Here is a 24,286-nt window from a genome sequence, read left to right on the forward strand (position 1 = left end):
TTTCCCCTCCTAAAATAATGCTTTATATTTTATTATTGTCTAATAGCTTGTATATATGATTCAGAAATTCCTCGTCAAAAAAATCCATACCATAACCTGCCATCATCTTTTTAAAGAACATATACTTATCATTAATTTCTTCTTTTGTGCTCCTAAAAATAAATGGATTCATCCAAATACCAGTCATCAATGCTATAACCTCTGATAACTGTTTCGGGTAATCAGTCTTTATAGATCCATCCTTAACACCTTCTTCCATAAAGGGCTGTATTATATTAGGTGCTATTTCAAAAATAGAGCTTTGTAAATGTAAAGCTAAAACTTTGGGGTTATTTAACAAATTAGAGGAACATTCGCAATTACCATGGTTTTTAAACTCATTCAATATAAACATTAAAAACTGCTTAGCCTTTTCCATACCTGTAAACTTTTGACCGCTTATAGTTTTGTGAAATCTATGAAGCAATTCTTGGTTAACCTTTCTAGACACGGCAAGAATAATTTCTTCTTTGGATTTAAAATGATGGTATATAGCTCCTTTACTTAAATCACCTAATTCTTCTACAATATCATCAATGGTAGTATTCTCATAACCCCTCTGCATAAATAATCTAGAGGCAACTTCTATAATTCTCTCCACTGTCACTTTTGAATCCTTAACTTTTGACAACATTATCACATCCTAACATACTATCAGTATGTTATAATGCTAACATACCGCCAGTATGGTGTCAATATTTTCATTTATCTATAACCTCAGTTGTGAAAAACCATACAAAAGACAATGATTTTAATATATAATGATATTAACGTTAAGTATTCCAAAATTGGAGGTCTATGATTTGAGCAATCTTAGTATTATGATGAAAAAAGCATTATCCGTGATGCTACTTATATCTATTTCTCTTAATTTATCTGGATGTGCCATGTTGCAATCCCCCTCATCACTTATGTATTCCCCAGACACTTATATAGAGGGTGAGAGTTCTCAGGAGATAAAGTCATTGTTAAATAAGTATAATTATGTAATCACATCGCCAGTAACAGGGGAAGAAAAGCGCTCTATTATAAAAACAAACCTTAATGGGGACGCATCCGAGGAAATACTTATAATCTACAAAAAAGCCAACGAAGACGCTATATACGGGTTTCTTATATTAGCAAAGGTTAACGAATCCCTTAAAATTATATGCAATGAAACATTTCAATGCAAAAATATTTATTCTCTCAGCTATGCCGATATGGACAATGACGAAAACAAAGAAATATTGATAACTACATCCTCGGTGGACAACGACACTAAAACCCTAAATATATATAAGTTTATAGGCAAAACCACGGTAAAATTATTTTCTAAATCCTGCTCTGATTTCAAAATGTTCTCTAAGGATTCTTCAACAACTAAACCTTATATTATATTAATAGAAGATGATGTAAAGAGCCACAATAAAACATTGTGTATGTATCAATGGAAAAACAATAGCATGGAGAGAGTGGATTCCACGGATTTTGACGTGAAAGTTAAAGATGCTATAATTAAAGTAGGAAAATATGACCATGATAACCTAGGCGTCTTTTGCACGTACAACTATAATTCGGAATTTATATATTCTGATGTATATACAATAAACAAAGGGCAGCTATCAAAAATAACTCCTTCTATTTCCAACAATGCATCCGAAGCTAATAGATTTGTATACCCTATAAAACATTATTTAAATCTTCTAGGAAAAAGCGATACATCTATCAACCTAAATGATTTTATTATAGATGTAGACAACGATGGCATCTACGAATTCAGAATGCCACAAATGATTGGAAACAAGAAAGAGGATTTACACAAAAACAATATTGATTATTGGTATAAACTATCTGATTTAACTGAAGCTAAAAAAGGTAAAATAGAGAGCAGCGGAAATATGTCCAAAATATCCTATTACGATATCTTAGATAACTACACATTATTTTTGCCTGGCAAGTATTTCAGCGACTCCACATTAAGTATTTTGTCCAATGTGAAGGAACAATCAAATACCAATGACTTTTATATATCTCATGGTGGAACAGAATCAAAATGGATTTTTTCTATTACCGTTTACGAAAAGTTGCCTGATGGATACACGTACCCACCAAATAGCAATTACAGTGTTTTCATGTCAGATTATGGCAATAAGATTTTTGCCATTACCTATGTGAATGATTTCTTTAAGGCAAAGGGTTTATCCGATACAGATATGAAAAACGATTTTTTTGTATTTGATGTAGGCTTTCCATGGAGTAAAGCCTCATTTTAAGTAAAAAACTCACTACTACTCACAAAGAAAGAGAGGAGCTATTATGACTGTTAAAATATTAATTTTAGAAGATGAACCTTCCATAAGAAGCTTTATAAAAATAAAATTAAAACATTTGAACTACGATATAACGGCTGTTGACTGCGGCAAGGATGCCCTAAATACCATAAATGGTACCTTTAACATAGCTTTGTTGGATATCATGTTACCTGACATAAGTGGTTTGCAGATATGCAAAACCTTCAGAAATAAATTTCCTAACCTAGGAATAATAATGCTTACAGCCAAGGGCCAAGAAGGTGACAAAATTCAAGCATTTAAAAATGGCGCTGATGACTATATCGTAAAACCTTTCAGTCCTTCAGAGCTTGCTGCTAGAATAGAATCACTGCTTAGGCGGTTAAATATATCATCGCACTCCATTGAGAATTGTATTACTTCCGGTCCTTTTAAATTGGATATGAGCAATAGCTGTCTTTATAAAGACAATATTCTCATTCCTGTTACACCAACGGAATTTTCAATTATGTGCTGTTTAATCAAAAATGCAAACAAGACTCTATCTAGAGATTTTATTTTAAATGATGTGTGGGGAATTAACTATATTGGAGATATTAAGATAGTAGATGTGAACATAAGAAGGCTTCGACAAAAAATTGAAGATGATTCTTCTAACCCAAAATATCTTACTACTTGTTGGGGATATGGTTATATGTGGTGTGATAACAATGAGCAATCTTAAAAATAAAATATACGCCCAAAGCATTCTAACATCTTTGTTTGTTATCCTTACCATGGGAGTTTTGTTTATAATATTTTTCTACACTTATTATATAAGCACGGCAAAGCTAGAACTTAGAACGAAACTTAATTTTGCATGTACTCTCTATAGCAATCACATGCCCGATGTACCATACAATGAAAAGCTGTGCTATATATTAGAAAAGGAACAAAACTCAGTATTCTATTTTCAGCTATTAAACCATACTGGGGAGTTGGTTCTAGATTCCAACGGTATAAACTTTTACAACAATGTACTGCTGACAAAGGATTTCACCTTTGCTTACAAGGATGATACCTATAGAGACGTTGTAGATGCCCTTAGGGGAAGCTATATGCCCAATGAATACATGGACAATAACAATAGAAGACTGCTATCCATGACTGCTCCCATCATTCGTGATGGAAATACTTGGGGATACCTTAGGTACACCACCTGTTTAGATAAGCTGTTTAAGAACTTATATGTAATTATTCTTATAGTTGTCTTTACGTTAATAATAATATTTGTATTCACACTTTTAATTAACTCTTACTTGGCAAAAACCATCATGAAACCGTTAAATAAGCTCACAGAGATTTCAAAGAATATGTCCAATGGAGATTTTACGGAAAGAATTGATATTGATGGCAACGATGAGCTGAGCAAACTAGGTTCAAACCTGAATCACATGGCGGACAAAATACTAGAAGGCAATAAGCTAAAAAACGAATTCATATCCTCTATTTCTCACGAATTGAGAACTCCGCTCACAGCTATCAAGGGTTGGACAGAACTCTTCCTCACAGATACTGCCTTAAGCGAAGAGGACAAAAAAGAGGGACTAGAAATAATCTCCGCTGAAACAAATAGATTAAACTCTCTTGTTGAAGATCTTCTAGACTACTCAAGATTAGAAGGTAGAAGAATTCAGTTAAACCTGACAAAATTAAAATTGTACCCTATATTGCATGAAATAAAACACTATTTTAAATCCCAGCTAGATAAGAGCAAGCTGGAACTAATAGTGAACTGCGAACAAGATATTGTAATTCTAGGTGACAGCAATAGATTAAAACAAGTATTTATAAATATAATACACAATTCCATAAAATTTTCTTCACCATACCACAAAATATTTATATACGTAATCACCTTTAACAACTACGTAGTTATAAAAATAAAGGACCAAGGCGTGGGTATATCACCTACAGATATAAAAAAGGTAAAGGAAAAATTCTACAAAGGAGCTTCTTCAAAATCAGGCAGCGGTATAGGTCTTGCCATATGTGATGAGATAGTAAAACTCCACAATGGAACACTGACTATTTCAAGCATTGAATATGAAGGAACCACCGTAACAATATCTCTTCCTTGGTTTGAGAATTCCAATTCTGTACTTTAACTTAATAATATATTAAATGCACCCATGAACATAAAGTTTTATGACCACGGGTGCATCTATTTTTATTTTTATATTTATATTTATAAATCAAAGTGATAAAATATCTGCCAACTCTTTTAGATCCATTTTGTTGAAATTGCTGTGGGATAAGTCATGTGAAGATAAAGCAGCCTCTGCTAGAAGCTTCTTTTTCTCCTGGAGTTTCACAATCTTTTCTTCAATAGTGCCCTTGGCAATTAATTTTATAACCTGAACAGTATTTTTTTGCCCAATCCTATGGCATCTGTCTGTAGCCTGTTCTTCTACAGCTGGATTCCACCAAGGATCCACATGGATTACAACATCAGCTTCTGTTAAATTGAGACCCGTTCCCCCTGCTTTAAGAGAAATAAGGAATATGTTGTAATTTCCTCCATTGAATTGCCTAACAAGATTTAACCTGTCCTCTGATTTAACACTTCCATCAAGATATAGCGACGATATATTTTGTTTTTTTAATTTAGAATAAACGTTTTTAAGTACAGAAGTAAACTGAGAAAATATGAGAATTTTATGTCCCTCTTCAATACTGCTGTTTATAACATCATACAGCACCTCAAGCTTTCCACTACCACTGTTATAATCCTTTACAAACACAGAGGGATCGCAGCATATCTGCCTTAATCGAGTTAGACCACTTAATATTTTTATTTTATTTGGCCTATCCATACTTTTCATTATTTCTTGTATTTCTTTTCTAAGACAGGTTGCATAAGAAGCGTATATCTTTTTTTGAGCATCATTAAGCTCTACCAACATATTGTTGTATATTTTTGGTGGAAGCTCCTTTATCACATCTTTTTTCATTCTTCTAAGAATAAATGGACTTATCTTCATACTCAATTCTTTCATAGCCTCGTCATTGTCATCCTTTAAAATGGGAGATTCATATTTTGAGAAAAACTTATTGTGATTTAATAAGTATCCCGGCATGACAAAATCAAACACGGACCACAATTCTGAAAGATTGTTTTCCATAGGGGTTCCTGTAAGGGCAAACCTGTTCTTTGCTTTTATTTCTTTTATGGCTATGGCACTTTGAGAAGAAGGGTTTTTTATTTGTTGTGCCTCATCTATAATACAATAGGAAAACTCCATATTATCATATAAAGATGTATCTCTCCTTATAAGTGGATAAGATGTTATTATCACATGGTATTCCTTGTAAAAGCTTAACATTTCTTTTCTTTGACTCTTGTTTCCTATTATAACTAGAGCTTTCATATTTGGTGAGAATTTTTTAATTTCCTCTTCCCAATTAAAAACAAGGGATGTAGGACATACAATCAGCGCCGTACCCTTATCTCTCTCTGAATTGAGAAATGCTATTGTCTGCAGGGTTTTACCTAAGCCCATTTCATCTGCTAGTATTCCACCAAAGCCACACTGTGACAAGCTTTTGAACCACTTAAAACCAACTTCCTGATACGGTCTCAATACCTGCTCTTGTTCTTTTGGTAGCTCAAATTCCTTTTCTCTCCCCTTTTCAATGTTTGAGATCAAGTCTATAAAGCCTTTATTTTTGCTTACATATATATCCTTGTCATTGAGCTTTTGTTCTATATAAAAAGCATCGTAAGTCGGTAGCTTTATAATATCCTCAGTGTATTCATCTTTGCTAAGATCTAAATAGTTTACTATATCTGCCACATTTTTCAAAAGCTTATCTTTTAATAATACTATATCCCCATTTTTCAACTTGCAGTAATTTTTCTTGTTGTGTATGGATGTAAATATATTTATAAGCTCCTCTTGGTTCATTCCCTTAAGTTTAAAACTAAACTCCAGCATATTCTCGCCAGTGGACTTAATGCTGCACCTAAAACTATCGCTTCTGTGAATTTTGAAGCCTTTAAAGCTATCAGAATAAAATATATTGTATTTTTCGTTCAATATTTCTAGACCTTCTACAATGAAGTTCACAATATCTTCTTCGTTCTCTAAAATAAAATCCTTGTTCTTCTCCTTAAATTTATACTTTAGGATAAGATCTAAAGCCTCAGTCTCTCCACCTATATCCCTAACTAGAATTCCCTTACTACTAGACTCTTCCTCTTTTTTATGAGCCTCCTCATTTAAAGGATTGATTGCCACTTCTCCATAGCAAAACTTTAAGGACAAAATAACCTTATCCTGGTCCTTATCTAGATATATATTTACACTTAAACTTTCTCTATAAAACTCTTCTTCCAATTCTTCAGATATCTTCACATCACCTATGCGGCTTATCTTGGGGATTATGTATGACGCAAAGTCCTGTTTATTGTGCTTATCTATGCTTAACTTACAATCCCTTTTATTTAGCATGGCTGTGTAAAGAGGTATATACGCTTCTGCCACTTCTCTAGACATTTTATATACACACTCTTTGTAATATACGTACATTAAATCAGAAGTTAAAGGGTATGGGAACCTGTTGTCGCTATGAGATAAAATAATGTTTTCACCATTGGCTTCAACACGAAAATCAAATTCCATCTCTTCAGTGTAACGGCAATTTTCGCACTCTCCCATGGGAGTTTTCATACTAAAAGTATGGTCTTTTATTATATCCACAATTCTTTTAAAATAGGCATCTGCCAAAAATGCCTTTTTCCCCGTTATTAAGTTTTTTCCCATTATGTTTCCATAACCCATATTTAAAATTTCTTGTGACTCGAAAATTTGCATAAGAGTTTCTATAATTTTAGTATCCTCATCTGAAAAATGAGCATTATTAAAGTCTATAATCAGCTTTTTTCCCATCTCTAGACTGGACTTAAAATAATAGCTCTTCAAAAATTCCGATATGGACTTTATAACATATGGTTTTTCCCTTTCCTCTGAAACTTTTAATTCCAAATAGTTGGGGGTTCTTTCATTGACAGCATTGGTCAATGAAATATATAGTTTGTAATCTTTTCTCTGGACTTTCCTACTCAAAGTAAGTGGTTGTTTATACGCATTTATCAAATCTTCAATATCTTTGTTTATCAAATCATCGTATTCATTTATATACTTTAAATACGCAGCAACCAAATGCTCACATACACCTTTATACCTTCCTTCATCCATACAACTGCATCGGAATCCCATAAGATTTTTAGTTTTCTTGTCTATCTTAAAATAACAGATGTTTTCTCTATAACCCGTATAGGGAAGAACCTCCGCCTCTACTTCTATGATTTTATCATCTTCAAAAGCCTTATCTACGTATTCAACATAATCTCCATCGTAACACTGCTCCCCCATCAACAGTATAAAGTCACTGCACAGCTCTTTGATATTTCCGTAGGTTTTTATTGACATATAATGATCCTCCTAAAGAATTAATTATAGATCATCAATGATCTTCTCAGCCAATCTCCTATAGGCATTGCTCATAGTCACCAGATTTAAGATCATAAATAACTTTTCTTCGTATTCGTCATTAAACTTTAACTCTTTGCATATGGTGTTTATATGCTCTATATCCTTATCTACATTATTTTTAAAATCATTAATCTTAGAATTCAATAAATCTAAATAACAAGCATAGAAATTTCTAAGGTCCGCCGTATGACCTTCCATGCTCTTTCTCACCATGGTCTCTAAGGAAGCCTTTATATCTTTTATACTCAAAGCACCCTTCATCTGATAAATCATACTAATCAATATGAGATTGTCTTTAGAGTACCTTTTATTTCTAACAGGCATAAAAAGATCGTCCTTTGCATAGTTATTTATCATAGTTTTAGTAAGTACCTTTTCCTCATCGTTTCTAAGACTGCATCCGTACTTCCTTTCAAACAGCTGTATTACCTGATCCATGTACAAATCTATTTCAGGTATATCCTCTAATTTTATGTTGTCAGTAAGGTTCAAATTGTCTATAATATTCATAATATAATTCTGTTCCATAAAAGCACCTCTGAATTTAATATACTTATATTCTAACATATTTTCATGTTTCATGTTTTTTTTAATTCCAGATTAAATAATATGGCTCAATATTTTGCATTAAAATTTTTTAAAAATCTTTTAATATCATGTGTTGTTGTGGTATTATAATATATGTGGTTATAATGCCATGATTTCAACGATTTAACGGCATTCCATTTGTTAACCTATTAACAATTTATTAATATTTAACCACGCAAAATTTGTATATATTTTATTATCAAGGAGTATTTATATGAAAACAAACATCAAATTCAAAGAAACACTATCTATCGGCTTTATGTTATTTGCTATTTTTTTTGGTGCTGGAAATGTAATATTTCCACCATTCCTTGGTATGCAATCAGGTGAAAATGTATGGGTTTCTGTCATCGGATTTATAATAGCCGATGTAGGGCTCTCCCTTATTTGTACAATTGCCGTGGCTATTTCAGGTGAAAATTTTGAAAACATAGCAGCAAGAGTATCACCTAAATTTGCTACTATTTTCTCAATCTTAGTATATATGATGCTTGGGCCTCTATGTGCTATTCCAAGAATAGGTGCAGTTTCGGCCTCCCTTAGCATAATACCACTAGTTGGGGACTCTCCACTTTCATTGTACTTTTCTGTAGGATTTATCGCAATTTTCTTTATTGCTACTTACCTCTTAGCTGCAAACCCTGGAAAACTATTAGATTTTATAGGTAAAATAATCACTCCAGTTATGTTGATTCTTATAGTAGTTATAATAATAAGAGCAATTGTTAACCCAATTGGAACCTTTGCAAACCCTGTTGGTCAATATGCTACTTCACCTTTCTTTAAGGGATTTATTGAAGGATATCAGACATTAGACGCTGTTGGTGCATTAGTAATCGCCCTTGTAGTAATATCTTCAATAAAACAACTAGGTGTAACAGAATCCAAAGATGTTGTAAGAATAACAATTAAAAGCGGTATAATAGCTTCCATCTGCCTTGGCCTAGTTTACTTTGGTCTTGGGTACCTTGGTGCAACTTGTGGCTCTCTTAACGGAACCTTCAAAGATGGTGGCGACCTTCTTGTAGCTGCAATGCTTAACTTGTTCGGAAAACCAGGTCTTATACTATTAGGCTTCGTAGTTACAATGGCGTGTCTTACAACCTCAGTAGGCCTTAGCTCATCCTTTGCAGAGTACTTCTCCAAATTTTTCAAGGATGAAAAATCGGGCTATAACATAGTTCTTCTTTTATTGTGTGCATTTAGCTTTATACTTTCAAATTTAGGGCTTTCAACTATTTTAAAAGTATCCTTACCTGCACTATTGATAATCTATCCTATAACAATAACTCTAATAGCCTTAGTTTTTGTGGACAAACTAATTCACCTAAAAAGGCCAATTTTCGTATCAGCTATAGTATTTGCCCTTTTATTCGGAGTACTTCAAGTATGCAATGATTTTAACTTAACATTAGGAGTTGTATCATCAGTATACAAAAAAATACCTCTTGTATCCTTAGGACTTGGGTGGATTATACCAACTATAGCAGGTGGACTTATAGGAACCCTGATCCCAGCTAAAAAACAATAAAATAAACAGTATAAAATAAAACAGTAGGCACAGTCGAAAACCATTGACTGTGCCTTATTACTCCTACTCTATGTGCTTTGTTATAATGGACTGAACATCATAAATATTTGCACTAGAAGTGAATTGCTTTATAATAGGAGATTCCATACCTTTAATATGGAGAACTAACTCTGCCTCCAAATCAAAATGCCCTACTGTTTCTACAGAATAAGTATTTATACTTTTGTACGGAACAGATAAATACTCTATTTTTTTTGCTGTTATACCCTGTTTATCGATAAATATTATTCTCTTATTGGTGAATATTATCATATCTCTAACAAGCTTGTATGCCGCTTCTACTACTTCACCCTCAGCAATAAGTTGCTCAAAATTTTTTACCACACCTTCAATTTCAACCTCAGATACATTTCCAATTAAGCTACTAAAAAAGCCCATACACAACTCTCCTCTTTTATTGTTCTTTAGTATACAATAGGTTCCCACCGTAGAAAACTTCATCGTATACCGTTATATCATCTATTACTTTATTTGATTTGCTATTTTTCGCATCCCATATATACAATTTTTTATCTGTTGTGTAATAACTAAGATTGTTACCACTTATCTGAATTTCTTCCACATTGTTGCTTATGACAGTTTTACCCACTGTAAGAGTTTTATCTGCACCCACTAAGTACAATTGCCCTTCCACCATGGTATACAATTTATCTTTAGCATCCATTTTTTCAATGGTTTTATCTTCCTTTATTGTGTTTAAGATGTCGTCCTTGTCAAGATAAGCTACATTGTTTTGGTCATCCACAGTGTAATTCTTTACATTTTTGCCCAACTCTTTTATATCCTTGCCATCTTTGCCTATACTGTGTAATGAATCATTTTTATCTTTGTAGTATATAATATTGTTTATAACTTGAAAATCGTACTGAGAACTATTAGCCTTCTCGATGATTTTTACTTCCTTTGAGCCTGGCTTTTTTAAATAATAATCCGCAAAATAAACTTCTCCAACTTTCTCAATATCCTTAAAATAGTACACATTGTTGTTTTTATCCATAGTAAGGAACATATATTTTTCCGTCTCTCCAATTAGCTCTTGTTTTCCATCTGCTCCTAACTTACAAGTGTATATGTTATTGTCTTCCTTTGTTATAAAAATAGTATCCTGACTATCAGTAAAGCTAAACTTCTTTACACCCTCAGCAACTTTTACCTTTTGCTTGTTTTCATCATGCAGATACAAATTGTTATCCTTTGTTGTATACAAAATTTTAGAGCTCTCATCTGCAATCCTAGCTGTGGTAACGTTGTCAGCTATTTTTTCACTCTGCTTATTGTAAGCCTTGTAGTATAAATTGCCTTCCTTATCCATAGAAATAACGTGTTTTTTGTTGTTAATAATAGTCTGTACTGGATTTGAAGCCACCTTCATCTTCTGTGAATCTTTTTCTACCATGTAAACACTATTGCTGTTGTCTTGGTATAGCATAACTCCCGATTGCGGAAAATACTGTATTGCTCCTGTTCCATCCTCAAGGTTTATAGCCTCTATGACTTTTCTGAAACCCTTGCCATCATAAGATATATAAACATCCTTTTTGCTATCTTCTTTATCACTTTTCTTTACTGCTATTAAAGTATTATCCCCTATCTCTTTTCCTTTATCATCATTGTTGCACCCCACAAAAAAAGTGCTCATAACAAAAAGGGACGATAAAATAATGCTGACTAACCCTGTTCTCTTAACTTTTCTCATGCTTCTATCACTCCGCCTTCAATTTTAAATTGGGTCAGTGAACTAACACTGACCCTTATATGTTATTTTTTTTCAACAAATACAAATCTATTAAACAAATTTCGCATGGCCTTTATTAATGGTAAGCAAAGCAAAGTTACTACAATAACAAGTAGTAAGTATTTATATGATAGACACTTTAGCCTAAAAATATACCTGCCCGCTGAGGTTATAAAGCTCAAAACATACAACATGATCATGGAAGCTACTAAAGCAATTTTCCATGGAGTCACTGGTGAGGCTACTTTTAAAAGAATAAGTAGGCTTATGACACCTAGCATAGTGACTGAAAGCGTCCTACACTCCATCACGTTAAGGCCTGAAACCATACCCACCACATACACAAATATTGTGGCAATGGCAATTACTATACCATTGGGAATTGCCTCTTTTAAAACCTTCCTTAAAAAACCCTTTTCCAGTTTTTCTTTATTTGGCCCCATAGCTAAGAAGAAAGCTGGTATACCTATGGTAGTGGTACCAATAAGGCTTAGCTGAATAGGTATCAAAGGAAACGGTTTGCATATAAGGGCAAATACTATGGACAATATAATGGAATACATGGTTTTAGTCAAGAATAGTTCAGCCACTCTTTTTAAGTTATTTATGCAACGCCTACCCTCTAAAACAATTTCTGGAAGGGCACTAAAATTTGAGTTCATAAGTACAATTTGAGATACAGCTTTTGCGGCCTGGGCTCCGTTTGCCATGGCAATACCACAGTCCGATTCCTTAAGTGCTAAAACATCATTTATTCCGTCACCAGTCATGGCCACTATGTGCTTATTGTTCTGCAATGCCTTTATAATGTCCCTTTTCTTGTGTGGAGTCACTCGCCCAAAAACTTTTATATCTTCTACAAGCTTTGACAATTCTTCAATATCATCTGGTAACTCTGTGGCATCAACATAATTATCCGCATCTTTAATTCCAACTTTTTTTGCAATAGATGCAACAGTTATAGGATTGTCTCCTGAAATTATTTTTAAATCCACACCCTCTTTATAAAAATAACTTATTATTTCAGGTGCCTCCTTTTTTATAACATCCCTTAGAATGACAAGAGCCACTGCGTTCACAGGGTTCACTATTTTATGATCTATTATTCTTCCCTGCATTTTTGCTAAGAGGAGAACCCTGTTTCCAAGCGATGCCTCTTCTTCAACAACCTCTTGGATCTGCTCATACCCCTCAGACAGTATAATTTCTGGTGCCCCCATAATATATGTTTCATCATTTTCCAAAGTTATTGCACTCCATTTTCTCTTTGAAGAAAAAGGAATGGAACTCGTACACTTCAAATTTTTAATTGCATCATCATTAGCATTATAACATTCTGAACACTTATTTGCTATGGCGTTGTCCGTCTGGTTATAGGATTTCATTTCTCCAATTATCTTGTTTAGAATACACATAACATGATGAGGCTGTACACACCCATCAATTACCTCAACGTTTTGAACCTCAAGGATTCCCTCTGTTATAGTTCCCGTTTTGTCCAAACAAATAGTATCCACCATGGCCAGCACTTCTGTGGCAGGCAACTCTTGTATAAGAGCTTTCCACTTGGCAAGCCTAACTACAGCTACAATGAAAGTTGCACTAGTAAGAAGTACGAGACCCTCAGGAACCATTCCTACAACACCTGATACAGCCCCAAGTACAGCCTCCCTCCAATTCCTATTTGTAAATATTAATTGAGTGGATACCAGCAGTATACTAGATGGTATAACTATCCAAGTTATCACTTTAAAAATTTTATTTATATCCTTTTGTATAGTAGAATTTATCTTTTTATATTTTTTAGCCTCTCTAGAAAGCTTAGCTGCATAGGTGTCACTTCCAACCTTAACTACCTTGACGTATGCTCCTCCAGATACTACAAAGCTTCCGCCCATTAAATACTCTCCCTCTCGCTTCACTATGGGTTCGGATTCCCCTGTTAAAAGTGATTCATCCACCTCTATCTCGTTGTTTTCCATGACCTCTGCATCTGCAGGAATCTGCTGCCCTGCACATATATAGATAACATCATCTTCTACAATTTCCTCACTGCCTAGCTTAACCTTCTCCCCATCTCTTATAACCGCTATCTTGCTTCTATTCAGTACGCTAAGTTTATCTATTATTTTTTTTGCATTTAATTCCTGCACTATACCAATAAGCGCATTTACTATTATAAGCAATCCAAAAGTGGAATTTATAACAGACCCTGCACATATAACCACAATTGAAAGCCCTAAGTTTAAAGCATTAAATATGGTAAATACATTTGCCCTGATTATTTCCGGTATAGTTCTTGAAGGTGATTTTGGAACTATGTTTACTTTTCCATCTCTTATTCTGCTTTCAACTTCATCTCTAGTCAAACCCTCTAACTTCATATCGCTCCTCCGTTAATGTACGGCTAATATACAGTAAATTTTTAATTCTAATTTTTAAATTAAAATACCTCTTTTATTATTATACTTAATATACTGTTATATATCCATAGTATTAGGTTACATTAATCTAACAAATTTGAAAGATTCGTCTTTACTTGCAGTACAAAGCACAAACTCATTGAATGATATATTGGTATATACTATAATATTTATAATATTATATTTTATTAAGAGAGGTAGCCATGGATAATTTAAATAATCTGATTTTCTCTTTAGACATTGGTACACGTTCAATAAAAGGATCCATTTTGAAAAATATAAGCGGTAAACTACACGTTATTGCAGAGCATTATATAGAGCATGAGGAAAGAGCCATGGTGGATGGACAGATCCACGACATAGGTTCAGTGGCAAGCACTGTATCCTCCATAAAAGCTAACTTGGAATCTCAAATTGGCGAAAAGCTTACTAATGTTGCCATTGCAGCTGCAGGGCGATTTTTAAAGACCATTTGCATAACTTCTACAGAGGATATAGCCGAAGATTCTGAAATAGACACTCACATAATAAACGCCTTAGAGCTAAGTGCTGTGCAAAAGGCAGAGGAAGAGATAAATAAAACTTCCGCAAAGAAAGGTGTTAAACCCAACAACGACACAAAACTCTATTGCGTTGGTTATACAGTGAAGAGTTACTATCTAAACGGTTATGCTATTAACAATCTTTTATCCCACAAAGGGAAAAATGCTGGAGTAGAAATTATAGCCACCTTTCTCCCTAGTTCAGTTGTTGACAGCCTTTATTCTGTAATGAAGATGGTAAACCTGAAGGTATCTACCCTGACGCTTGAACCTATAGCTGCCATGGAAGCTGTTATACCCTCTAATCTAAGACTGCTAAACATTGCACTGGTGGACGTGGGTGCTGGTACTTCCGATATCGCCATAAGCAATAAAAATACGGTGGTAGGTTACGGAATGGTGCCCTTAGCTGGAGATGAAGTAACAGAAACCATAGCTGAAAACTATCTTATAGATTTTAACACGGCAGACAAACTGAAAAAAGATCTTATAAAAAATGATACCGTTACCTACACCGATGTCCTAGGCTTTGAATACACCATAGATTCCAAGGAAGTCCTATCTCTAATTGAACCTATAGTAGAGCAGATAAGCCGTGAAATATCTGAGGAAATATTAAAACTAAATAGCGATAAAAGCCCATCTGCAGTGTTCATCGTAGGCGGTGGCGCACACACTCCTCTATTGATGCAAAAGCTGGCAAAAAAACTAGAGCTGCCTGAACAGAGGATAGGCATAAAAGGAAGAGAAGCTGTGAAAGAATGTGTTGTGTCCGACTACACCCTTGGCAGCACTGGAATAACAGTACTAGGCATCGGACTTATAGCAGCCAGTCGCTCCCAAGAAAATTACATAGAAGTAAACTTGAACAATACCCACCTGACTCTATTTAACCTAAGCACTACTAAAATCTCAGATGTCCTTGTTCAAGCTTCAGTGAACCCAAAACTTCTCATCGGCAAAACAGGAAGAGACCTTGTCTTTTCACTTAATGGTTCACCATGCAAAGCCTTAGGTGGCAGCCCTACAGAGGCAAAAGTATATTTGAACGGGAAAGAAGCTTCCTTAGAATCCTCCGTGGAAAATGGGGATAACATAGAAATTTCATATGCAAAAAATGGTGAGAATGCATGTCCAAGGATATACGAATACATACCTGCCTCTTATGACATCATAAATTTTACAGTAGACGGAGTGACTTTCACCTTGGAACCAGAGATAACTATAAACTCCATGAAAGCAGAAGCGGACGCCATTATTCGAAAAAATGACGATGTTGAAATAATATTTGATCCTACGTTAGATGCCTTTATAAAACATCACAACAGTATATTTAAAAATAAAAACTTCTATATTTCCTCAGAAAAGCTTTCTCTAAACTACTGTATAAAACCTGGGGACAACATAATAACAAAGCCATCACCCAGCAAGCAAGTAGCAGCTTCTATTTCAAACAAAAATCTTTCCAGTGAAAAGAATTATAACATTAATGTCTCAGTAAATAAAAAATCTGTAACTCTTACTGGAAAATCATCTTACGTATTCACCGACATTTTTGACTTCATAGATTTTGATAGAAGTAGCGCAAAGGGAAACCTTTCCCTTATCCACAATGGCAAAACGGCCTCATATTTAACAAAACTATCAGAAGGAGATACAATCGAAATTTCATGGAAATAATCGCCATGGTGTAAACAATACTGATGAAGGAATGGTAATCTTATATTATGAATAGTACAAACAATACAAGCTTTGAATATGAAGTGAACCGACTCTTTCTCACTGTAAACTATTTAAACAACTACAAAGAACAAATTTTAAGTAGAAAGACAACGGTAGATTCAGTTGTGGATTATGGTGTGTCCCACTACAACTCGGACAATGCTGAGCAATTCAGTGAGCTCACCATCTATTCCACCATACAGGGAAATATAAATACAAAACTGAAACAGATAGGGCTTAGCATTGATAAGCCTTATTTTGCTCGCTTTGATTTTACGGAAAAGGACAGCGACCAATGCCAGATGTGCTATCTTGGCAAAATGTCACTGTATGATGAAAGCAAAGATGAATTCGTCATAGTGGATTGGCGTGCTCCCATAGCCTCTCTTTACTATGAGCAAAGACTGGGTTCTGCCGCCTATGAATGCGTTGATGGGATTATCAGCGGAGAGTTAAGTTTAAAAAGACAGTATTTCATTGAAAATGGGCAATTAAAAAACATCATGGATATTGATATCACCACCAACGATACTTTTCTTCAGGCGGCACTTGGCTCAAATAAAGATAATAGACTTAAAGATATCGTAACCACTATACAGGCTGAGCAAAACAAAGTTATTAGGGCTGATATGTGGACACCTCTAATAGTCCAAGGAGCTGCTGGAGGCGGAAAGACCACCATTGCACTGCACAGAATAGCATATCTTATGTACAACAATGAAAAGACCTTAAAGGCAAACAATTTTATGATTATAGCTCCTAATAGATTTTTTTTAAGCTATATATCCGAAGTTCTACCCGAGCTAGGAGTAGAAAATGTTCAACAGACAACTTACGAAGACCTTGTCTTTGAAATAATAGGCCACAAATACAAGCTTGTAGCTCCCCATGAAAAACTGTCTAAAATAATCAATTTTCACTACAACGATGATAAAGATTCTGCATCTAAATTGCAGAAATTATCTATGTTTAAATCCTCTCTTATATATGCCAATATGGTGATGCGATATTTAAAAGAGTTAGAAATTAACTTTCTACCAGAGGAAGATTTCAAAATAGGTAATTATGTTCTCTTATCCCACAAAGAATTGCAAAGAAGATTTATGATGGATTTCGGGAAAAAACCCTTTTATAAGCGAGTGCTAGAGTTAAAAAAGAGCCTTATAAATACGCTTTCCCAAGAAAAAGAGAAGATAATCTTAAATATAGAAAACACTTACGAAATAGAACTTAACAAAGTTAGAAGGGCCATGGAAGACTGTCCTCAGCGCCGGAACACCATAATAGCCATAATAGATGAAAGGGATAATGCCATAAAAAAGGCCAAAAACAAAATAAAAACTTTAGTTAAAGATTATTTCTCCAAGGTGCAGCATAAAACTTGTTTTGAATACTACCTAGACTTTCAGAACAACCTTCAGAAATACAACAAAGAAAATATAAAAGAAGATATACTAAATCAGGTACGTGAATCCACATTCCAGCTGCTAGAAAAACACAAAGTAGAATTTGAAGACTTGGCTCCCCTTGTGTATATGTATATTAATATTTATGGACTAAAGGAAGACTTAGATATACGACACATCATAATCGATGAGGCTCAAGATTTTAGTCTTTTCCAAATCCTATCCCTAAAATCAATAATGAACTCTGGTTCCTTCACTATTTTAGGAGATCTCTGTCAAGGTATATACTCTTATGCAGGCATAAGAAACTGGGACTCTGTTATAAAAAAACTCTTTAGAAATTGTAATTGTAACTTCCTCACCCTTGAGCAGAGCTATCGTACCACAGTAGAAATTATGGATATGGCAAATGTAGTTATGGACAAACTTTCTATGATTTCAGATAATTATAATTTCCCCAAGGCAAAACCAGTTATAAGACATGGCAGTGAAGTATCCATAGCTTGCAAAAAAGATCTTAAAGATATCTGCCAATGCATAGATGAAGAGATAGCTTCTTTAGACAGTCAAGGCTTTAAGTCCCTTGCCATCATCTGCAAAAATTTAGATGAATGTAAAGAAGCCAAAAAATATTTGAAAAGTCATGTAGCCATAATTTCCGGAAAGGAAGAAGAGTATGAAGGAGGTATAGTGCTCATTCCTTCTTACTTAGCCAAGGGGCTTGAGTTTGACATGGTTGTAATATTAAATGCTTCTGAAAATGTTTACAAGCCTATAGAATTAGATATAAAGCTTCTCTATGTAGCCATGACAAGACCCCTACATAGGCTTCAAATATATTACCTGGGCAATGTTACCACTCTTCTTCAGCATTAATTTTTCAAGAAAAATAGCTCTTCTGGCGCTGGTAGGATTTTATCACTGCCATTGCCAAAAGAGCCACATATTACTCTTCTTTATGCCTCAACATCTTCAAGGCATTTTTAAGTTTTATTGGATTACCATATCTAAGAGTACCCATCCTGTATAACTTGCTAGCGCCAATGCTCACAAGTATGGTAGTTCCTAGAAGTAAGATGTAGGATATGCCTATCTCAATCCATCCCATATTGCCCATAGCTACCCTTGTGATTATACACATAGGAGAGCTCAGTGGAATATAAGAACAAACTTTAATCAGCATACTATGCCCCATATTAAGTCCCATAATACTTATAAAAAACACAACTACAAACACCAAAGTTAATGGCCCAATACTTTGTCCAACCTCCTCTGATTTTGATACCAATGCTCCTAGAGCAGCAAATACAAAGGAGTACAAAATATAACCTGTAAGTCCAAACAAGACGAAAACCACGATGATATCTGCAGGTATTTTAAATATAAAATCTAGCTTTCCATTCCAAGCTGTAGAATTCAGGTTATATGATATAAGCATAGACGCCATAATAACACCCACCTGTAATAACGATGATATGGCTCCTGCAATAACCTTACCGCTTATAAGACTAGTACTACTTGTACTTGTAACAAGAATTTCCATAGCTCTATTGCTCTTTTCCGCAGTAACTGCCACAGCAATAGTCTGTCCATACACCAATATAAGCATATACAATACAAAGATCAAAATGTATGCGTAAAAATAATTATTGCTACTGTCTTTTCCTAAAACCTGAACTTTGCTAGCTATAGGTTCATTATATATCTTTTCTATAACATCGTAATCCATTCCAGCTTTAGAAATAGTATTCTTTTGGTAGACCTTTTTCAGCACCGAAGAAACAGCTTCTGTCATACTATCCTCTGAAACCCCCTTATTTTTCACGAAATAAGTGAATTCCTTATCGCTTACGATCTCCACTGCACCTTTTATTTTTTCTTCATCCACAGCCTTTTTAATTTCGTCTAAACTCTTATAATTATTCCAATTTTTATCTGGGAATATTACATTTAAGCCTTCAATTCCGCCAAGAATATTTGAAGCATCTATTATACCATATTGCTCCTTATCTGCTTGTTGTTCTACCTTAGTATCATTTTTCTTGCCATTATCACCCTTAAATACATCTATTATTGTAGGCACACTAAGACCAACAGCTGCAATGAGTGCCAAAACTAATGTTCCTATCAAAAAGGACTTTTTCTTTAAATAATTGCCAAGTTCAAATTTTAACACAGTAAAAAATTGTTTCATTATTCTTCACCTACTTTCTTAACAAATATGTCTGTAAGACTAGGCTCATAATCGCCGAATTTTTCAATATCTATGCCAAGGTCCATTATTCTATGAATAACTTGGTTTTTAGAAGAACCCTCATTTAATTCGAACACAATAAAATCTTTTTTCCTATCGTGAACGCTAACCATATCTGACATTTTTTCAGTGCATATATTGTAAAGCTCCTCTAGGGTATAATTTTCTGCACTTAATATTATTCTATTAGCTCCAAAAGTCTTTTTAACCTCTTTCAAATCACCCTCTAATACAACATTACCATGATTGATGACAACTATATCACTACAAAATTCCTCTACATAGCTCATCTGGTGACTTGAGAAAATTACAATCTTATTGTTTTCAATGAGTTCATTTACAACATCCTTTAATATTTGAGAATTTACAGGATCAAGTCCACTGAAGGGCTCGTCCAAGATTACTATATCCGGATTGCATACTAAAGTTTGAGCTAATTGTACCTTTTGCTGATTTCCCTTGGAAAGAGTGCTAAGCTTTCTGTTTAAGTACTCAGTTATACCCAATCTCTCCATCCACTTTGTTGTATTTTCCTTAGCTTCCTTCTCAGATATGCCTCTTAACATCCCCAAATAAACTAATTGATCTATTACCTTTTTCTCAGGATAAAGGCCCCTTTCCTCAGGAAGATATCCTATCTGAGATTTCATAGGATCCAATGGCTTCCCATCTAGTAAAACCTCACCTTGATTTGAATTAAACACCTTCATCAATATACGTATAGTAGTGGTTTTACCCGCTCCATTCCTTCCTAAAAGGCCCAAAGCGCGACCACTTTCCGCAGAAAATGTTATTCCATGGAGAACCTCGGTATCTCCAAAGCTTTTACGAATATCCTTAACTTCTAACTTCATAAAAAATCCCCTTTCAATAAATTTATGCAAAATCTATTATCTAAGATTTCTCTTAGTGTAGTAAACAATTCCCATAGCTCCAGGACCCACATGTAGTCCAATAACAGGACCAATATCGCATATTGAAATGTCTACTTTTAGATTAAGTTCCCTTAGTTTTTCCTCAAGCATGGAAACTACCTCTTTAGCTTCGTCTATACAATCAATATGATGTACTGAAATTTCACCTAATCCAAACTGTGAAATGTCGCTTATCACTCTTTCAATTAAGGTTTCAATGGCTTTTTTCTTTGTTCTGATCTTTGTAACTACAGTAGTTATCCCATTTTCTACGGTTAGTATGGGTATCAGCTTTAGAAAGTTTCCAATAAGGGCACTGGCGCCCCCTATCCTTCCGCCTTTTTTAAGATATGTTAAATTGTCTGGTATAAACAAAAATCTGCTTCTATTTATGTTTTCCTCTGCACACTGTTTAACTTCTTGAAGAGATTTTCCCTCCTTGGCAGCTCTTGCAGCAACTATAGCAGCAAAGCCAAGCTGCATGCAGTTTGATGTAGAATCCACAACATCAATTTCCGCTTCAGGATAGTCTTCCAAAACCCTATTTTTAATTACACTAACACTGTCGAAGGTGCCACTCATTTTTGAAGAAATCACAACAAAAAGAGCGCTATGTCCTTCACTTACAATAGCCCTTAATTTATCTTCTATTTCAGCTGTAGCTGGCTGAGATGACGCTGGTATGCCCTTTTGTTCCATTTTCTTATAAAACTCTTCGTTGGATATCTCCGTCTCTTTAAAAGTTTCATCCTCAAAGGATACATTCAAACATATCCGTTCTATCTCCAATTTTTTTCTTATATCTTCATTTATATAACTAGTACTATCTGTGATTACTTTTACTGCCATGATATCTTTCTCCATTTTCAATTTATATAACTTTCACTAACTTATTATACCACAGTTCACAAATGAATATATTAATTTTAAAAAGATTAGATTCTTTTCTAAAGAAATGTTAATTTTTTAAATAAAATTTTCCTATAATAGAAGGATTTTTTTTTTGTGTATAGAATAATATATATGCATATAAAATTACATATTTATTATTTTAAAGGGGTGAGGGAAATGAATATTAACTTGTCGGATACAGAGGTATTATTATTATTGGATTCTGTTTTAGATAACCACAAAAGATGTGAAGAGTGTTGCGAACCAGAGCTTGTAATAGACAGAAAATCACTACAGGATCTTTACAACAAGATCTTAATGGAAGCTCAGGACAACGGAATGGCCTCTATGCTAAAACCAATTGGCAACATTGCAAACTAATTTTACACCTGAAAAAGCTATGGCATTGAATCTCACATTGTTTGAGAGTTTCTTGCCATAGCTTTTTACATCAATATCTAGGTAAATTAAGATTATATTTTATAGATATAACTCTCATAGTAAAAGTTATAAGAAAACATATGGCAAAAGCCACATTATAATTAAAGAACTTAATACAAAGGTAAAAGGCTACTCCACCTAAAATAGATGCAACAGCATATATTTCACGCCTTAATATAAGGGGGGTTTGTTGTACAAGCACATCCCTGACAATACCTCCACCAACTCCTGTTATTAAACCCATAAAAACTATTAAAAACACATTGTTGGGATTGGAATAGTAAGCCTGATGTGCCCCTCCAGCGGTGAACGTTGCCAAACCTATAGCATCACATATAAAAATCAATTGCTTAAGGTTGTTCAGTTGCATTTGCTTTGCAATTATTTTTGACTTTTGTTCTTGAGTTAAGTACTTAAGACCGTCCTCTTTTCTAACTTTTTTATTTTTTTGACCTCTTGCAATTTTTCTAACGCTTAATGGATAAAAGAAAAATATTAGCAAGGAGGATATAAGACTTATAATACTACTGGTAGGGCTAGTAAATGCAATGGGCGGCGTGTTTCCAAGGATAAGATCCCTAAAAATCCCTCCACCAACGGCAGTGGTTATGCCTAGTAGTGCCACACCAAATAAATCCAGTTTTTTTTGTATCCCTACTAAAGCTCCTGATATTGCAAAAGCTATAGTTCCAACAATCTCAAAAACATCTACAATCAACATAACATTTCCTCTTTTTCAATGGATTACATTATTTATTTATATTAATAGTTGTAGTCGGATAAGGTATGTTTACATTCTCCTCTTTCAAAATATCCATTATATTCAAGTAAATCTCCTCTTTCAATTTTAAAAACGGTTTTAAACTCAATATATCGGTGAAATATGTTATGTTCAAATCTATGGAGGATTTATTTAAAGAATCCAAAGAAATAATAACATCCTCTTCTAACACGTTATCGTGCCCTTTAACCATTTTTTCAATTCTCTCCACGCAAAGTTCAATTTTTTCTCTGCTTGTTTCATAATTTATGCCTACAATGAAATTGGACTTTCTCTTACCTCTTTTTGTGTAATTTGCAATGGCGGAATTTGCCACAGTTGAATTTGGAACCACCACTAATTCTTGAGTAAAGGTTCTTATCTTCGTACTTCTAAAAGACAACTCCTCCACAGTTCCCTCAGTGCCTTCTACTTCAACCCAATCACCTATGCTGAAAGGTTTATCTATTATTAAAATAACTCCAGCAATCACATTGGAAGCCGCATCCTTGGCAGCTAAAGAAAGGGCAAGTCCTCCAATCCCTAAACCTGTGATAAGCATTTGCACATCTATATTCCATTCAGATAGAAAAATAGTTATTGCAAAAGCTGCAATTACAACCTTTACACACTTGCTTATAAAGGGGAATAAAATATTGTCCACCTCAAACCCAAACTTTTGCTTCATGTTTTGGGGAACCATGATAATTTCATCACTTAGATTATAGAATCCCTTAAAAATACCTATTATCAATATACTTCTATATACCTTTGTTAAAAATATACTATGGATAAATAGCCAAATAGCTGCATAGAAACCCGTTGAAATTATAATTACGCTAAGGGGTTTTTCAAAGGCTGTAAACAAATCTATAGAAGACTTTGGAAACATCTTGTTAAATATAGCCCTTATAAGTTTAAAAACATATTTTATCAGTATTCTTTTAAACAAAAAGCAAAGTAGTATTATGCTAGCAGCATATAACATCTTTTTTATGTTAAGATAGTCTCTCCCAATGAAAAAGTCAATAGTCCCTCTCCAAACCGACGAGAAAAAGCTCATTCCTATCATGTTCATACCCATACATTTTGTCCTCCTTATCGATGATTTTCTTTAGTTTATTATAACATACAATAATAAATATATTAAAACTTTAATTGTCTAGCACT

At 34.1% G+C, this 24,286-nt stretch carries 18 protein-coding genes; 7 read left to right on the forward strand and 11 right to left on the reverse strand.

Annotation, left to right across the window (positions count from 1 at the left end; all coding sequences use genetic code 11):
* Positions 1-22 precede the first annotated feature (22 nt).
* A complete protein-coding gene (locus BUA73_RS05095; RefSeq protein ID WP_084672075.1) occupies positions 23-673 on the reverse strand; it encodes a TetR/AcrR family transcriptional regulator in 651 nt (216 codons plus the stop codon).
* Between the two features lie 169 nt (positions 674-842).
* Here BUA73_RS05095 and BUA73_RS05100 point away from each other — a divergent pair, with 169 nt between their 5' ends.
* From BUA73_RS05100 to BUA73_RS05110, 3 genes are read left to right on the forward strand one after another with little or no spacing between them, the layout of a single operon-like run.
* Complete coding sequence (locus BUA73_RS05100; RefSeq protein WP_072903076.1) at positions 843-2,294, forward strand: hypothetical protein; 1,452 nt, start codon at positions 843-845, stop codon at positions 2,292-2,294.
* A gap of 43 nt (positions 2,295-2,337) precedes the next feature.
* Positions 2,338-3,036, forward strand: coding sequence for a response regulator transcription factor (locus tag BUA73_RS05105; protein ID WP_072903077.1), 699 nt, complete (start codon positions 2,338-2,340; stop codon positions 3,034-3,036).
* Entirely contained in the window at positions 3,023-4,459 is a 1,437-nt protein-coding gene (locus tag BUA73_RS05110; protein WP_072903078.1) for a sensor histidine kinase, read from the forward strand. Before BUA73_RS05105 ends, BUA73_RS05110 begins: the two co-directional genes overlap by 14 nt.
* A gap of 87 nt (positions 4,460-4,546) precedes the next feature.
* On the opposite strand, the gene BUA73_RS05115 is transcribed toward BUA73_RS05110, so the two are convergent.
* The gene (locus tag BUA73_RS05115) at positions 4,547-7,786 is read right to left on the reverse strand and encodes a DEAD/DEAH box helicase (protein WP_072903079.1); all 3,240 of its coding nucleotides are present in this window, start codon (positions 7,784-7,786) and stop codon (positions 4,547-4,549) included.
* A gap of 24 nt (positions 7,787-7,810) precedes the next feature.
* Positions 7,811-8,377: a DUF1836 domain-containing protein gene (locus BUA73_RS05120; RefSeq protein WP_072903105.1), complete on the reverse strand. Its 567-nt coding sequence runs from the start codon at positions 8,375-8,377 to the stop codon at positions 7,811-7,813.
* Between the two features lie 274 nt (positions 8,378-8,651).
* Between BUA73_RS05120 and brnQ the strand changes: the two genes are divergently transcribed.
* Positions 8,652-9,968, forward strand: a complete 1,317-nt coding sequence (brnQ, locus tag BUA73_RS05125) for a branched-chain amino acid transport system II carrier protein (protein ID WP_072903080.1) — start codon at positions 8,652-8,654, stop codon at positions 9,966-9,968.
* Positions 9,969-10,031: 63 nt separating this feature from the next.
* Here brnQ and BUA73_RS05130 read toward each other — a convergent pair whose 3' ends face one another.
* The 3 genes from BUA73_RS05130 to BUA73_RS05140 form a co-directional block, all read right to left on the reverse strand.
* Positions 10,032-10,406, reverse strand: a complete 375-nt coding sequence (locus tag BUA73_RS05130) for a PH domain-containing protein (RefSeq protein ID WP_072903081.1) — start codon at positions 10,404-10,406, stop codon at positions 10,032-10,034.
* Between the two features lie 16 nt (positions 10,407-10,422).
* A complete protein-coding gene (locus BUA73_RS05135; protein ID WP_072903082.1) occupies positions 10,423-11,724 on the reverse strand; it encodes a hypothetical protein in 1,302 nt (433 codons plus the stop codon).
* A gap of 62 nt (positions 11,725-11,786) precedes the next feature.
* Complete coding sequence (locus tag BUA73_RS05140; RefSeq protein WP_072903083.1) at positions 11,787-14,147, reverse strand: HAD-IC family P-type ATPase; 2,361 nt, start codon at positions 14,145-14,147, stop codon at positions 11,787-11,789.
* Between the two features lie 242 nt (positions 14,148-14,389).
* On the opposite strand from BUA73_RS05140, the gene BUA73_RS05145 reads away from it, so the two are divergent.
* Positions 14,390-16,408: a cell division protein FtsA gene (locus BUA73_RS05145; protein WP_072903084.1), complete on the forward strand. Its 2,019-nt coding sequence runs from the start codon at positions 14,390-14,392 to the stop codon at positions 16,406-16,408.
* Positions 16,409-16,455: 47 nt separating this feature from the next.
* Positions 16,456-18,732 carry an RNA polymerase recycling motor HelD gene (helD, locus tag BUA73_RS05150; RefSeq protein ID WP_072903085.1) on the forward strand — a complete coding sequence of 759 codons (2,277 nt, stop codon included), beginning with the start codon at positions 16,456-16,458 and terminating at the stop codon, positions 18,730-18,732.
* A 70-nt stretch (positions 18,733-18,802) separates the two neighbouring features.
* Here helD and BUA73_RS05155 read toward each other — a convergent pair whose 3' ends face one another.
* The 3 genes from BUA73_RS05155 to BUA73_RS05165 are packed head-to-tail and all read right to left on the reverse strand — an operon-like array spanning position 18,803 to position 21,873.
* The gene (locus BUA73_RS05155; protein WP_072903086.1) at positions 18,803-20,050 is read right to left on the reverse strand and encodes an ABC transporter permease; all 1,248 of its coding nucleotides are present in this window, start codon (positions 20,048-20,050) and stop codon (positions 18,803-18,805) included.
* Entirely contained in the window at positions 20,050-20,964 is a 915-nt protein-coding gene (locus BUA73_RS05160) for an ABC transporter ATP-binding protein (protein WP_072903087.1), read from the reverse strand. Before BUA73_RS05160 ends, BUA73_RS05155 begins: the two co-directional genes overlap by 1 nt.
* 36 nt (positions 20,965-21,000) lie before the next feature.
* A complete protein-coding gene (locus BUA73_RS05165) occupies positions 21,001-21,873 on the reverse strand; it encodes a DegV family protein (protein WP_072903088.1) in 873 nt (290 codons plus the stop codon).
* Positions 21,874-22,092: 219 nt separating this feature from the next.
* On the opposite strand from BUA73_RS05165, the gene BUA73_RS05170 reads away from it, so the two are divergent.
* Entirely contained in the window at positions 22,093-22,296 is a 204-nt protein-coding gene (locus BUA73_RS05170) for a hypothetical protein (RefSeq protein WP_072903089.1), read from the forward strand.
* Positions 22,297-22,366: 70 nt separating this feature from the next.
* Here BUA73_RS05170 and BUA73_RS05175 read toward each other — a convergent pair whose 3' ends face one another.
* Entirely contained in the window at positions 22,367-23,077 is a 711-nt protein-coding gene (locus tag BUA73_RS05175; protein WP_072903090.1) for a trimeric intracellular cation channel family protein, read from the reverse strand.
* A gap of 28 nt (positions 23,078-23,105) precedes the next feature.
* Positions 23,106-24,200: a mechanosensitive ion channel family protein gene (locus BUA73_RS05180; RefSeq protein ID WP_072903091.1), complete on the reverse strand. Its 1,095-nt coding sequence runs from the start codon at positions 24,198-24,200 to the stop codon at positions 23,106-23,108.
* Positions 24,201-24,286 lie beyond the last annotated feature (86 nt).

Source organism: Hathewaya proteolytica DSM 3090, assembly GCF_900142225.1.
GTDB classification, from domain to species: domain Bacteria; phylum Bacillota; class Clostridia; order Clostridiales; family Clostridiaceae; genus Hathewaya; species Hathewaya proteolytica.